Raw genomic sequence first — 14,462 nt, forward strand, 5'->3', positions numbered from 1 at the left:
GAGCGCCAGGGCAAAAATCAGCGTTTGATTGGAATGGGCCGAAAAGGACGGGGCGATCCCCGCCCATCGACGCCGCCCGGGCGGCTTAGGCGCCGAGCGCGCGGAAGCGGAAATTCCTGAACCGCGCTTCACCCTCTCCGGCGGCGTAGAGGCCCGGACGCAACATCATGAAGCCGCCCCTAACATTCTGATTATAGCCGGAAACTTCCATGCCTCTATCGAACCGCCGCCAGGTCACGCCGTCGCCGGAGGTGTCGAAATGGAGGTTCTGATAGGCGTTGGTCAGGCGGATGAACATGCGCCGTCCGTGGGGATTGGCCGGGCGGCCGCGTTCGATTCCGTATTGGTGGGTGACATAGCGCTGAGCGTCGAACCCCAGACCGGCGTAAAGGGCGCGATCATAGAACAGAATCAGCCCCGCCACAGCGCCGGGATCGATCTCGATTTCACATTCAAGTTCATAAGCTTGCTCGCCTTGAACGAAGGTCAGGGGCGAGCAGTCCGCCGGCGCCCTGCCTTTAGCGCGCATATGAAGCACGCCGCTGTCTCGCCGCAGACGGTCCTTTTCGTTCGGCTGCGGATCATAGAAGCTCCACTGAAGGCCGAACTTGTCGGTTGAGAAATCGTCCGACAGGGCCATGCCGTGCGGCACGGCCTGGCCGCCGCGCGGCTTGGCGATCGGCTGCGACAGATCGCCGCCCCTGGCGCGGAACCAGCCGTCGTCGGTCCATTCGATCGGATCCAGCAGGGTCTGGCGGCCCAGGCTCCAATAGGCGTTCTCATAGCCGTGGTAGACCATCCACCAGTCGCCGGCCGGACCTTCGACCAGGGTGGCGTGACCGCGCGACCACCATTTTTCAGCGCCGGAGCGGGTGCGGACGATCGGATTGTGCGGGCAGTCTTCCCACGGGCCATGGATGGACCGGGAACGGGCGGCGATGACCATATGCCCCGTCGGCGGACCCGCCGTGCCGCCGATGGCGGTGATCATGTAAAAATAATCGCCGCGCTTCAGAAGTTTGGGGCCTTCCTGGGCGAAGCCTTCGACGATCCAGTCCTCGGGATAGCGCCAGGCGTCATAGACGCCCTCCTCGACCGGACCATCGACCGCCAGGCCGTCGTCGGTCAGCCGGACTCGGTCCCCGCCGTTCAGGAACAGATAGCGTTTGCCGTCTTCGCCGACGATGTGGCCGGGGTCGATATGGGCCGGCAGCTTCAGGTCGATCGGCGCGCTCCAGGGCCCTTCGATTCGATCGGCCCAGATCACGTAGTTCGACCGATACTCCGGGAAACGGGCGGGGATGTAGCAGTAGAATCGCCCCTCGTGTTTGATCAGCTCGGGCGCCCAGACCGAGCCGATATTGGTGGTGAGGGCCGCAGTGACGGGGCGCCAGTTCACCAGGTCGCGCGAATGCCAGATATGGATGCCCGGCACGGATTCGAACGACGAAAAGGTCATGTAATAGTCGTCGCCGTCCTTCAGGATCGACGGGTCGGGGTGGTCGCCGGACAGGATCGGGTTGAGGAAGGTCCCGTCGCCCAGGTCCGCCATCCGCTGGTTTTCGATCCCGCGACGCCATTTCATGTTCGCCCATTCGCGGCCGAGCGGCGCGGCCTCTTCCAGCGTCTGGGCCAGAACGCTCCGGACCGGCAGGGCGGAGGCGGCGACACCGCCCAGAAGGCCGGTCAGTGCGGCGCGGCGGTCGATGAACCTCATGGGCGTTTCCCTCATCCCTGTTTTGCGGCCAGCTTGTCAGGTTTGTTACCGGTGTCAATTTGCGACCGGAGCCCGACACCCTGACACGATGCAGGAACCGGGCAGGCAGGGTTCGGTTACCTCCTGGTCCCCATTGGATGGAGGTTCGACATGAACAAGGAACAAGAGGCCGAGGCGGCCCTGCCGCCGGGCGTGGCGCGCGGGCGGTCGCTGAACACCCCGTCCGAGGCGCTGCAGGAACGGGCCGGCGGCGTCGGTCCGGGCGGCCAGATCGGCCCTGATCCCAATACGCTGGCGGTTCAGAAGACGCCGCACGACCAGCGCCCTTAAGGCGACCTGCCCCAGGGGCCGATCAGCGGCGATCCCAGCACGCCCGTCCCGACCACCGCCAAGGACGAGGCTGTAGATGATCTGAACGAGGGCTGAGCACGCCCGCCTAGATCGGCGGCTGGGTTCGCAGGAAGGCGGTGGCGCCGACGCCGAAGTAGAGCAGGCCGAAGATCAGGGCCAAGACGAGGAGCAGGATGGCGACGCCGCGCTTGCTCTTCAGGATCGGGGGTTTGGGGGCGCGTCTGGGCATGGGCTGAAAACCGCCTTCAGCGCCGTCCGTTCCGGCCTCAGCCCTCGATCTTCAGCCGTTTTCATACCCGCGCCACCAGGCGGCGAACTTCTCAAGCCCCTCTTTCAGAGGCACCTTTGGCCGATAGCCGATCAGGGCGTTCAGCTTGGAGACGTCCGCATAGGTGGCGGTGACGTCGCCTGGCTGCATGGGGCGCATGATCTTTTCGGCCTCGGCGCCGAGCGCCGCTTCGAGGGTGGAGATCATCTCCATCAGGCCGACCGGCTGGCTGTCGCCGATATTGTAGACCTCATGACCGCCCAGTGCAGGCGGATGATCCAAGACCCCGACGATCCCGTCCACGATGTCGTCGATATAGGTGAAGTCGCGCGCCATGCGGCCCTCGCCATAGACTTCGATCGGTTCGCCGCGCGCGATCTTCCGCGTGAAGCTGAAATAGGCCATGTCGGGCCGACCCCAGGGGCCATAGACGGTGAAGAAGCGCAGACCCGACTGGGGAAAGCCGTACAGCTTGGCGTAGCTCTGGCTCAGCAGTTCGCAGGATCGTTTGGTGGCGGCGTACAAGGAGACCGGCGTCACGGTCGGATCGTCCTCGCGAAAGCCCGAGCCTTCCAGCGGCCGATCGCCATAGACCGAGCTGGACGAGGCGTAGACCAGGTGCTGGACCTCGGCGTGACGGGCCGCCTCCAGGATCGACAGATGTCCCGCCAGATTCGACCGCTCATAGGCGAAGGGATTCTCCAGCGAATAACGAACCCCGGCCTGGGCGGCCAGATGGACGATCCGCTTGATCCCCTGATCCCGCACCAGGGCCAGCACCTGCTCATGTTCGGCGATGTCGGCCCGAACCAGGCGAAAGCCCTCGCGGGCCTGCAGCCGCGCCGCGCGGGCCTCCTTCAGGGCCGGGTCGTAATAGGTGTTGAAGTTGTCGATCCCGACCACCGTCTCGCCCCGCGCCAGCAATCGCTCGGCCGTATGCATGCCGATGAAGCCGGCGGCGCCGGTGACGAGGATCGGCCCTTCGCTCATCCGCGGCCGATCCCGGAGTATTTGAACCCACGCCGCGCCATGTCGTCGGGACGATAGATGTTTCTCAGATCAATCAGCACCGGCTGTTTCATCAGCAGCTTGATCCGGTCCAGATCCAGGGCGCGGAACGGGTCCCATTCGGTCACGATCACGGCGACGTCGCAGCCCTCGACGGCGTCATAGGCGTTGGCCTTCATCTTCACGTCCGGCAGCAGCTTGGCCGCCTCGTGCATGCCTTCGGGGTCGAAGGCATGGACCTGGGCCCCGGCGGCGATCAGGGCCTGGGCGATGTCCAGACTGGGGGCGTCGCGCATGTCGTCAGTGTTGGGTTTGAAGGTCAGACCCAGCAGGGCCACCGTCTTGCCCGCCACGGCGGCGCCCAGGGTGGTTTCGACCCGCCCGGCCATGGCCTTCTTGCGCGCGTCATTGACCTCGACCGTGGTCTCGATCAGCCGAACCGGTGATTCATATTGCTGGGCCGTGCGGACCAGGGCCAGGGTGTCCTTGGGGAAGCAGGAGCCGCCATAGCCGGGGCCGGCGTGCAGGAATTTCGACCCGATCCGCTTGTCCAGACCGATGCCGCGCGCGACCTGCTGCACGTCGGCGCCCACCGCCTCGCACAGGTCCGCCATCTCGTTGATGAAGGTGATCTTCATCGCCAGGAAGGCGTTGGCGGCGTATTTGATCAGTTCGGACGTGCGCCGGCCGACGAAGAGCAGCGGACTCTCGTTCAGGTTCAGCGGACGGTACAGTTCGCTCATCACCGCCTTGGCGCGGGCGCCGGCCTCGCCCTCGATGTCGTTGACGCCGATCACCACCCGGTCGGGGCGTTTGAAGTCGCCGATGGCGGCGCCCTCGCGCAGGAACTCGGGATTGGAGACCACGACGAAGTCCGCGTTCGGATTGGCCTTGCGGATCACCGCCTCGACCTCGTCGCCGGTGCCGACCGGGACGGTGGACTTGGTGACGATCACGGTGAAGCCGTCGATCAGGCCGGCGATTTCCTCAGCCGCCGCATAGACGTAGGACAGGTCCGCATGGCCGTCGCCGCGGCGGGTCGGGGTGCCCACGGCGATGAAGACCGCGTCGGCCCGGCGGATCGCCTCGGCCCCGTCCAGGGTGAAGAACAGCCGACCTTCCTTGACGTTGGCGGCCACCAGATCATCCAGCCCCGGCTCGAAGATCGGAATCTCACCGCGTTCCAGACGCTCGATCTTGGAGGGATCCTTGTCGATACAGGTCACGACGTGGCCGAAATCGGCGAAACAGGCCCCAGACACCAGGCCCACATAGCCGGTGCCGATCATCGCGACGCGCATCCTAACATCCTCAAACGAACAGGAGAGACGGCCCTATATCATGTGATCCGGGCGCTGCTGGACTTATTAAGGCCTCCGCGAAAAGACTGTCGCCTAGCGTGAGCCGCCAGACCGGGGCGGGGCGGTCGAGCCGCGAGGCGCAAAGCCGAAGGCCACCCTGCTTTGGGACGGCAGGTCCGTTTCCCCCGCCTTGAACCGGATCAGCAGGTCGGCGGCGACCGCGCTCATCTCGGCGACCGGCTGGATAACCGCCGTCATGTCGGCGAACCGCGCCAGGGGCGTGTTGTCGAAACTGACGACCGACAGATCCGACGGCGTGGAAAGACCGCGCCGCTGGGCGGTGCGGATCGCCGCCAGGGCCATGCGGTCATTGCTGCAGACGACGGCCGTCGGCGGCGACGGCAGATCGAGCAGGGCGTCCACAGCGGCGACACCCGACTCATAGGAGAAGTCGCCGCGTCCGATCAGGGTCTCGTCCAGCCCATGGGGCGAGGCGATCATGGCGGCGCGATAGCCGGACAGGCGGGCGTCGCTGACCGCATATTGCGGGCTGCCGGTGACGAAGCCGACGCGCCTATGGCCGAGGGAGAGAAGATGATCCGTCGCGTGGGCGGCGGCCTCGGCGTCGTCCATCGATACGGCGAAACCGTCGCCCTCGGCGATCGACGCGATCCGCGCAAAGGGCAGGCCCAACTGGCTGAGCAGGCCGGTGATGGCCGGGTTTTCGCTGTGCGGCGGGGTCAGGATGACGCCATCGGGGTGAAGAGCGGCGAGGGCGGCGCGCACGGCGCGATCCACATGGTCGGAATGGGTGTCGACCAGTTCGAAGATCATCCGATAGCCGTGCGACTCGCACTTCAGCATGCCGCCCATCAGCATCTGGTCGACCCAGTCGGTGCCCTCGCCGGACTTCCAGCCCTCGATGGTCCGGTCCCGGTCGTTCAGCGCCATCAGCAGATAGGAGCGCGAGCCCCCCATCCGTCGGGCCGCCAGACTGGGCACATAGCCCAGCTTGGCCACGGCCGCCCGCACCCGCTCCTGCACCACGGGCCGCACGTTCGGTTCGTTGTTGATGACCCGCGACACGGTCTGCAGCGAAACGCCCGCCTCGGCGGCGACGTGTTTGATGGTGACGGCGCGGCGCAAACTCTGGTTCCTTATCCCCGCCTCATACTGTCAGGCTCGGCGGCGACAAGGCAAGCGCGCCGGCATCAAGCGGGTACGGCGGCCGGGGCGACCGGCGCCAGGTCGACCGGCGGGGCGGGACAGTTGTCCTGCAGAAACTGCTGATGCGACGGCAGGTCCTTGACGAAGGCGTTCAGAATATCGGCGGCCCGGTCCATCTCGGCGGTCAGGCCGGTGAAGTCGATCCGGTCCACCAGCGGCGGATAGGACCGGGGCCTCACCCCCATGCCGTCCATCACCGCGTACCAGCTGACATTGCGGAACAGGGGGTCCAGCGCCTCGACCAGGCTGCCGTTGGCGCGGAAGACGTCCAGCTTGTGCTGCAACCCCTCGGGCAGGACCATGTCCCGGCATGCCCGCCAGAAGGGCGTGTCGTCCCGCCGCGTCAGGGCGTAGTGCAGGATGATGAAGTCGCGGATCTCCTCGTAATCCACGGTCATCCGCCGATTGTATTCGGCGGCCAGTTTCGGATCGCAGTCCAGGTCCGGCATCAGGCGGAAGAAGAAGTCCATCCCGCGATAGATCAGATGGATGGCCGTCGATTCCAGCGGCTCGATGAAGCCGCTGGCCAGACCCAGGGACAGGACGTTCCGGTCCCAGATCTTCTGCCGCACCCCGGTCTTGAACGGCACCACCATCGGATTGACCACCGGTCGGCCCTCGACCTGGGCCAGCAGGCGCGCCGTCGCCTCGTCGTCCGACATGTAGCGGCTGCAGAAGACATGGCCGTTGCCGGTCCGGTGCTGCAGCGGGATGCGCCAGCGCCAGCCGCAGTCCTGCGCCTGGGCCAATGTATAGGGTTTGGGCGCCCCGACATTCTCGGTCTGTACGGCGATGGCCCGGTCGCACATCAGCCATTCGGACCAGTCCGTATAGCCGACGCCCAGGGTCTTGCCGATCAGCAGGGCGCGGAAGCCGGTGCAGTCGATGAAGAAGTCCGCCTCGACCGTCTGGCCCGATTTCAGCTTCAGCCCGCTGACGAAGCCGTCGGGCCGCGTCATCACATCCTCGACGATGCCTTCGGTGCGCTTCACCCCCCGCGCCTCGGCGAAGTCGCGCAGATAGCGGGCCACCCGTTTCGCATCCACATGGACGGCGTAGGAGGCCCCGCCGATGGGGCTGCGCTGGGCCTTGAAGGGCAGCATGAACCTTTCGTGGGCCGCCATCTGCGCCGCAGAGGCGAAGTCCATCAGCGGGCGCCGATAGCCGTTCATTCGCGCCTTCAGCCAGACGGGATAGAAGTCGCTGACGTCCACCGGCACGCCGATGGCGCCGAACGGGTGGAAATAGCTTTCGCCCTTCTCGGTCCAGTCGTCGAACTGGATGCCCAGTTTGAAGCTGGCCTGGGTCTGCTGGATGAAGTCCTGCTCGTTGATCCCCAGCTTCTTCAGCATTTCCAGGAAGGGGGGCACGGTGGATTCGCCGACCCCGATCGTGCCGATGTCGTCGGACTCGACCAGTTCGACCTGGGCCATCCGGCCCTTGAAATGCTCGGCCATCAGGGCGGCGGCGATCCAGCCGGCGGTGCCGCCGCCGACGATGCAGATCTTCTTCAGGGGGCGGCGGGGCTGATCCATTTCGGGTCTCATGCGGCGGAGGCGGCGGGATCGAGCCCCGCCAGGAATTGGGCGTGATCGGGGGTCCGAGCGACGAAGTCGGCGATATTGGTCCGCATCTCGGCCAGGCTGCGCGCCAGATAGGCCGGCTCCATGGCGTCGACGGCGGGGTCGTAATCGTCGGGATACAGGCCGAAGCCGTCATAGATGGCCAGCCAGCTGGCCGGGTGAAACATCTCCCAGCGATAGCGGACGAACTGACCCCGCGCGGTCCACAGGGCGAGCTTGCGCTCCAGCGTCTCGGGGACGGCCATCTCGCGGCAGTCGCGCCAGAAGCCGGTGTCGCTCCGCCGGTTCAGCTTGTAGTGCAGGATGATGAAGTCCCGCACCCGCTCCATCTCCCGCGCGGTCTGGTCGTTGAACTCGTCCAGGATCGGCTGGGCGAAGCGGCGGTCGGGGAACAGGGCCTTCAGTCGCTCGATGCCCGTCTCGATCAGGGCGATACTGGTGCTCTCCAGCGGCTCCAGGAAGCCGGACGACAGGCCGATGGCGACGCAGTTCTTGGCCCAGGCCTGCGACCGCCGGCCGGGGCGGAAGGGAATACGCCGCGGCTCCGTCAGCGGATCGCCCAGCAGATGGGGCATCAGCTCGGCCAGGGCCTGATCGTCTCTCAGATGGGCGCTGGAAAACACCAGGCCGTTGCCGGCCCTGTGGCGGAGCGGAATCCCCCACTGCCATCCGGCTGATCGGGCGGTGACGCGGGTGAAGGGGGCAGGGGCGTCGCCGGGGCGGTTGGCGCTCTGCACCGCATAGGCGGCGTCGCACGGCAGCCAGCGGCCCCAGTCCTCGAACCCGACGCCCAGGGCCTCGCCGATCACCAGCCCCTTGAAGCCCGAGCAATCGACGAACAGATCGCCTTCGACCTCGCGCCCGTCGTCCAGGGTCAGGGCGCGCACGAAACCGTCCTCGGGCCGCAGTTCGACCGAGCGGATGCGGGCGTCGATCCGGGCGCAGCCCCCGGCCTCGGCATAGGCGCGCAGATGTTGGGCGAACAGGCCGGCGTCCAGATGAAGCGCCCAGTCGAACACCGACAGCTGGGACGGCGGATTGGGCGAGGGCTGGATGAACTTGCCCCCGGCGGCCAGGGACGCGCCCAAGGAATAGGCCGCCAGCGGCGCGGGGTCGCCCGCGCGCTTCTGCTTCAGCCAGTAATGATGAAAACCGATCCCCTTCACGTCCTGCCCGTAAAGGCCGAAGGGATGGATGAAGTCCGAGCCCGGCCCGGACCAGTCGATGAAGCGGATGCCCAGTTTGCAGGTCGCCTGGGTGGCGCGCATCACGTCCTCGTCGCGCAGACCCAGCTGGCCATAAAAGCGACGGATGGTGGGAATGGTCGCCTCGCCCACGCCGATCGTGCCGATGTCGGAGGACTCGACCACGGTGATCTTCAGCGGTGTGCTGCGGAAATGCTGGACCAGGGCCGCAGCCGTCATCCAGCCGGCGGTGCCGCCGCCGACGATGACGACGGAACGGATGCGAGGATCGTCGATCTCATCCATGGCCTGATCCCAATACGCGAAAAAAGAGGCCGGCGACACGAATGCCGCCGGCCAGTCTGCTCAGGAAGAGATCAGAAGCGAGCGCGGACGCCGATGGTGTAGCGCGGCTCGAACTCGTTGCGGCTCTGGAACTGTTCCGCACCCGGCTTGAACTCGAGGTAGTACTCCTCGATTTCGCCCAGGACGTTCGATCCGTTGGCGTAAACCGTGACCATGTCGTTGACGTCATAGGTCACGTTCACATCCACGTATTGCGACGTATCCTGATAGATCGGGATGCTGCCGAACGTGCTGTTGAGGCGCGGCGTGCGATAGTTCCAGGCGACCCGCGCCTGAAGCTTGTCGCCCTGGTACCAGACGGCGGCGTTCAGCGAGTGTTTCGAGTTGTCCTGGAACGGCAGTTCGTCCCCGTTCAGGGCCGTCGAGTTGGAGGAGCTGTCCGAGAAGGTGTAGCTGCCGTCGAAGCCGAAATCGGACCAGATGGGCGTGTCGATGAAATCCGACAGACCGATCTTGGCGCCTATTTCGATGCCTTGAAGCTGGCCGCCGTCGCCTTGTACCGGACGGTTGACGTCCACCAGCCTGCGGATGACGCCATCGCCGTCCGCATATGACCCGCTCTGGGGGACGGTGGCGCGGGTGACGAAGCTATCGATGTTCAGGCGGAAGGCCGCGATGTTGAACATCGTCGCCGGGCCGTAATAGTACTCCAGCGCCAGATCGAAGTTATCCGAACGCCAAGGGTCAAGGTCCGGGCTTCCGGACAGGGTGGCCCCGGTCACCCGACGAACGCCGACGGGCGGAGCGGTCGGATCGGCGGGCGTCGGACCTTGGGAGTCCGCCGTGGATATGGTGACGCCGCCGCCGTAGTTGCCCAGATCCAGCGGGATCATGGTTTTGGCGTAGGCGGCCCGCAGACGCAGCTTGTCGCTGAAGTCGTAGGCCAGGTTCACCGACGGCAGCCAGTCCGTGTAGCTGCGGCTCGAAATCGTGTCGCCGACATCGTTGTTCGTGTCGCCATAGGCGCGCACGTCGCCGGTCTGATTTTGACGGACCCGAAGCTCGGTCCGGACCATCCGCACGCCCACGTCGCCGTGCAGGGCGCCGAACTCGACGGCGCCGTTCAGATAGGCGCTGTCCTCATACAGATCGACGTCATAGGAGTTGCCGGGAATGATGACGTCATAGGCGTTGCCGAAGACCCGTTGCTGGAAGGCGCGGGGGTCGTCGAAATCGCGTGGATCGGCCACCCATACCCCTGGAATGCCCGAGGCGACCGAGCCGAAGTCGGTCAGGAAGTAGGTATTGTTGTTTTCGCGCAGCAGCGTGGGGCGGTTGACGGTATAGCCCTGGAAGCAGGTGGGGGCGTTGGCCACCGTGCCGGCCGTACAGCTGCTGGGCGTGGTCGCAACCGCCAAGGCCGGATTGAACCCGGGGTTAGTCACGAACTCGCCAGACTGGCACTGCGGATTGTCCATCACGACGTCGATGGCCTTCCACTGGGCCGAGCAGCCCGCTTGGTTGCCGGCGCCGGCATTGGCGTAGAAGTCCGAGAACAGATGGAAGTTGGTGATCTCCACCTCGCGACCGCTGTGGCGAACCCCGGCGTCGACGCGGGTCAGGAAGCCGAAAGCAGGGCGCTCCTGGAACTCATACGAGCCGTCGAAACGGACAACGGTCAGGTCCGAGTTGTTGCGCTGGTTGCCTTCGGATGAATAGGCCCCGACCGTATAGGAATCGAGGTTCGACATATATTGGCTCAGCGGCACATTGCCCAAGCCGCCGACGATGTTGTTTTCGAACCCGCTCCAGGCCAGTTTCGAACCGCCGGTATCGATATGCAGTTGCGGGTCCGCCCCATAACCGAAGGGGTTGGGCGTGATGTAGCGACCGCCTTGGCTGCCGACGACGTTGTTGGAATAGCGTGAGGCCGGATACAGGGCGGCGATCGAGGCGGGGTAGAAGGTGCCGCGGGTGCGGTCCGCCGCTTGGCGGAACAGGGTGAAGGCGCGGTCCGATCCGTACTCCCAGTTGGACAGGTCGCCCTGGACCTGACCGTTCATGCTCAGCAGCGAGGCCTCGGCCTTGATCGCCCGCGCATTGAAGGTGAAGGGACCGCCCTTGTCGTAGTCCAGCTCCAGGTTGAAGTTCTTGGACTCATTGTTGGTGACGCGGTTGACGGTGAAGGAGTTCACCCACCAGGCGTCCAGATCATATTCCTCGACGTCGAGCCAACCCAGGCCCGTGTCGGTCGACTCGGTCGGGGTGGTCCACCCCAGCCCGCTCCAGCGGTTGGAGACGTTCAGGCCGGCGGCGCGATTGTACTCGTCCTGTTTGGTGTAGAAGGCCTCGGCCGTCAGACGAATGCCGTCTTCGATGTCAAACTGGAAGGCGGCGTTCAGACCGACCCGTTCGCGCTCGACCACGCGGTTGAACATTTCGTAGCCGTGGGGCGCCAGCCAAGCGTTGCCCGAACCGCCCCAGTCGTTGCTGCCGAACAGGCTGCCGGCGGTGCCCGCGTAGTTATTGCCCAGGTTCGAATTGCTGAGCACGCCCGAGACCATGACGCCCATGCGGTCGCCGCGCCAGTTCAGCAGGCCGTTGATCAGGTAGTCGTCCTGACGAGTGCGTTCGCCCGTCTGGTATTCGGCGGCGCCGGTGACGGTCGTTCCGTAGCTGAAGTCCATCGGACGACGGGTGCGCAGATCGATGGTGCCGGAGATGCCGGACAGGGCGTTCGTCACGTCCTGCGACTTGAATACGACGATCGAGCTCATCAGCTGCGACGGCACGTCGTTCAGGTTCGGCTGGGCGCTGCCCAGGTTGCCGGGGCTCAGATATTGTTCGCCGTTCAGCAGGGTCACAACCTGCGGCAGGCCGCGGATGTTGACGGTGGAGCCCTCACCTGCGGTGCGGCGGATCTGGATGCCGGCGATGCGTTGCAGGGCATCGGCCACGGTGACGTCAGGCAGTTTGCCGATGTCTTCCGCCGAAATCGCATCGACCAAAGCGGTCTCATTGCGCTTGACGTTGATCGACTGGGTCTGCGACGCGCGGATGCCGGTCACGACGATTTCGCCGACCTCGGTCGGTTCCTGCGTCGCCGCCGGTTCAGCGGTCTGGGCCCCCGTTTGGGCGTAGGCCGGCGCGACCAGCGCCGAACTCGCCAGCAAGGCCGCAACCATGGGCCTCTTGTGGATTCTCATCTCTTTCTCCCTCCTCGGTGGCGCCGCGTTTTGTTGTGCGGCATTGGTTCAAGGTTTGATGGTCGACCCTGAAAGCGTGGTCGTCCCGCTCAACCCCGGCTCGGCGGCGTCGCGGGCGACGGTGATGCGGTAATCGCCCGGCGTGATGCGCCAGCCGGGCAGGGCGGTGTCGTATTCGGCCAGGATGCGGGGCTCGGCCGTCAGGGTGACGCGGCGCGTCTCGCCCGGCGCCAGGTTCACCCGCGCAAAGGCGGCCAGACGGCGGGGCCGATCGCCCGAAGCGACATAGAGTTGCGCAACCTCGGCGCCGGCTCGCGCGCCGGTATTGGTCACATCGACGCTGACGCTGAGCTTGTCTGCGCTGGACGCCGCCAGGTTGGAATAGGCGAAGCTTGTGTAGCTGAGACCATATCCGAACGGGAACAGGGGCGTCTTGCCCTCGCGTTCGTACCAGCGGTAGCCGACGTCCGAGCCTTCGGCATAGTCCACCTCGAAGCCCTGGATTTCGCCGGCCTGGGGCGCGCCGGGATTGGCGGCGGCTGCGGCCTCGGCGCTCTTCAGCGCCTCCAGGCCCGGCGGCGTCGGGCGCGGCGCCTGGTCGGCCGAGGCGGGGAAGGTGATCGGCAGACGGCCCGACGGATTGACCTCGCCGAACAGGATGCGGGCGACGGCCTCGCCGCCGCGCTGGCCGGGATACCAGGCCTGGATCACAGCCGGGGTCTTCTCCAGCCAGGGCATCAGCACCGGCCCTCCGGTCTCCAGCACCACTACGGTCTTGTCGTTGGCGGCGGCGACCGCCTCGATCAGGGCGTCCTGATCGTCGGGCAGGGACAGGGTCTCGACGTCCTGGGCCTCGGTGGTCCACTGGATGGCAAAGACGACGGCGACGTCCGCCGCTCGCGCCGCAGCAGCCGCAGCCGCCGGATCCTTGCCGTCGACATAGGTCACGGTCGCCTCCGGCACGATCGCCCGGATGGCGTTCAGCGGCGACGACGCATGCCAGGTGATCCGCGCGAACGAGGCTGCGGCCCCCGAGGTCAGGGGTATCTCCACCGGCGCCCCGCCGACCGACCGCACCTGGGACGATCCGCCGCCCGACAGGACGCCGACGTCGGCATGGCCGCCGATCAGCACGATCCGCTTCGCCGTCCTGGCCAGGGGCAGGACCCCGCCGTCGTTCTTCAGCAGCACGATTCCGGCCTCGGCCGCGCGCTGGGCGACCTCGGCGTTGCGGGCGTAGTCGATCGGCTGTTCGGTCGTCACCACGGGTGCGTCGAGCACACCGGTCCGGATCAGGCCGACCAGCAGGCGGCGCACCATGTCGTCCAGCCGCGCCTGTGGGATCCGTCCGGCTTCCAGAGCCTCCCGGAAGGGCGCGTCGAAATAAAGCGCCCGGTCCAGCTCCTGGCCCGAGGCTTGGTCCAGCCCCGCCAGGGCCGCCTTCTCGGTCGAATGGACCGCGCCCCAGTCCGACATGACCCAGCCGTCATAGGCCCAGTCGCGCTTCAGCACCTGGTTCAGCAGGACGTCGTTCTCGCAGGCCCAGTCGCCGTTGACCTTGTTGTAGGCGCACATGACCGAGCCGGGATTTCCCCGCTCTATGGCGATCTGGAAGGCCAAGAGGTCGCTTTCGCGCAGGGACGCCTCGTCCAGCCGCGCATCCATGATCATCCGCCCGGTCTCTTGCGCGTTGAAGGCGAAATGTTTGATGGTCGAAACGATCCTGTTCGACTGGACGCCGCGGATATGCTCCCCGGCCATGACCCCGGCCAGCAGAGGATCCTCGCCCAGATATTCGAAATTCCTTCCGGTCCACGGATCGCGCGTCAGGTTCACCCCGCCGGCCAGCAGGATGTTGAACCGCTTGGCCCTCGCCTCCGAGCCGATCATGGCCCCGCCGGCGTAGGCGATCTGGGGATCGAAGGTGGCGGCGGTCGCCAGGCTGGAGGGCAGGGCGGTGGCGACGTCGCCCTTGCGCTGCTCGACCTGGTTGGCGACGCCCAAGCTGGCGTCGCTTTCGCGCAGAGTGGGTATACCCAGGCGGGGAATTCCCGGGATGTGGCCGGCCGAGGGAATCATGTCGGCGACTGGGGCGCCCGGCGTCCGCGCCGCCATGGGCGGGAAATAGCCGTGGATCAGCTGAAGCTTTTCGTCCTGCGTCATTCGCGCCAGCAGGGCGTCGGCGCGCGATTGGGCGGCGGCCGTCTCCGTCTGGGGCGCAGACTGCGCCGGCTGCGCGAGTGCGCCGGCGGGCGTCACGCCCACGGCGAAGGCCAGGGCGAGACGGCTGATCATCAAGGACTTGGAAAAC

The 14,462-nt window shown here is 66.2% G+C and carries 10 protein-coding genes; 1 reads left to right on the plus strand and 9 read right to left on the minus strand.

The features are described 5' to 3' along the window. Positions 1 to 85 precede the first annotated feature (85 nt). Entirely contained in the window at positions 86 to 1,717 is a 1,632-nt protein-coding gene (locus AC07XS_RS08015; protein WP_182713964.1) for a family 43 glycosylhydrolase, read from the minus strand. Positions 1,718 to 1,867: 150 nt separating this feature from the next. On the opposite strand from AC07XS_RS08015, the gene AC07XS_RS08020 reads away from it, so the two are divergent. Then, a complete protein-coding gene (locus tag AC07XS_RS08020; RefSeq protein WP_182713963.1) occupies positions 1,868 to 2,047 on the plus strand; it encodes a hypothetical protein in 180 nt (59 codons plus the stop codon). A 106-nt stretch (positions 2,048 to 2,153) separates the two neighbouring features. On the opposite strand, the gene AC07XS_RS08025 is transcribed toward AC07XS_RS08020, so the two are convergent. The 8 genes from AC07XS_RS08025 to AC07XS_RS08060 form a co-directional block, all read right to left on the minus strand. Further along, positions 2,154 to 2,297, minus strand: a complete 144-nt coding sequence (locus AC07XS_RS08025; RefSeq protein WP_152949691.1) for a hypothetical protein — start codon at positions 2,295 to 2,297, stop codon at positions 2,154 to 2,156. A 51-nt stretch (positions 2,298 to 2,348) separates the two neighbouring features. Then, positions 2,349 to 3,326, minus strand: a complete 978-nt coding sequence (locus AC07XS_RS08030) for an NAD-dependent epimerase/dehydratase family protein (protein WP_182713962.1) — start codon at positions 3,324 to 3,326, stop codon at positions 2,349 to 2,351. Next, the gene (locus tag AC07XS_RS08035; RefSeq protein ID WP_182713961.1) at positions 3,323 to 4,645 is read right to left on the minus strand and encodes a UDP-glucose dehydrogenase family protein; all 1,323 of its coding nucleotides are present in this window, start codon (positions 4,643 to 4,645) and stop codon (positions 3,323 to 3,325) included. Before AC07XS_RS08035 ends, AC07XS_RS08030 begins: the two co-directional genes overlap by 4 nt. A gap of 93 nt (positions 4,646 to 4,738) precedes the next feature. Then, complete coding sequence (locus AC07XS_RS08040; RefSeq protein ID WP_191555289.1) at positions 4,739 to 5,791, minus strand: LacI family DNA-binding transcriptional regulator; 1,053 nt, start codon at positions 5,789 to 5,791, stop codon at positions 4,739 to 4,741. Between the two features lie 65 nt (positions 5,792 to 5,856). Next, positions 5,857 to 7,407: a tryptophan halogenase family protein gene (locus tag AC07XS_RS08045; protein WP_182713960.1), complete on the minus strand. Its 1,551-nt coding sequence runs from the start codon at positions 7,405 to 7,407 to the stop codon at positions 5,857 to 5,859. 8 nt (positions 7,408 to 7,415) lie between these two features. After that, positions 7,416 to 8,945 (minus strand): tryptophan halogenase family protein, encoded by a 1,530-nt coding sequence (locus tag AC07XS_RS08050; RefSeq protein ID WP_182713959.1) that lies wholly within the window; start codon positions 8,943 to 8,945, stop codon positions 7,416 to 7,418. Between the two features lie 71 nt (positions 8,946 to 9,016). Next, on the minus strand, positions 9,017 to 12,151 hold the full coding sequence (locus tag AC07XS_RS08055; protein ID WP_227976064.1) for a TonB-dependent receptor: 3,135 nt from the start codon (positions 12,149 to 12,151) through the stop codon (positions 9,017 to 9,019). A gap of 48 nt (positions 12,152 to 12,199) precedes the next feature. Beyond that, positions 12,200 to 14,446, minus strand: a complete 2,247-nt coding sequence (locus AC07XS_RS08060; RefSeq protein WP_182713994.1) for a beta-glucosidase — start codon at positions 14,444 to 14,446, stop codon at positions 12,200 to 12,202. Positions 14,447 to 14,462: the final 16 nt, after the last annotated feature.

It is taken from the genome of Brevundimonas sp. GW456-12-10-14-LB3, from assembly GCF_059424365.1.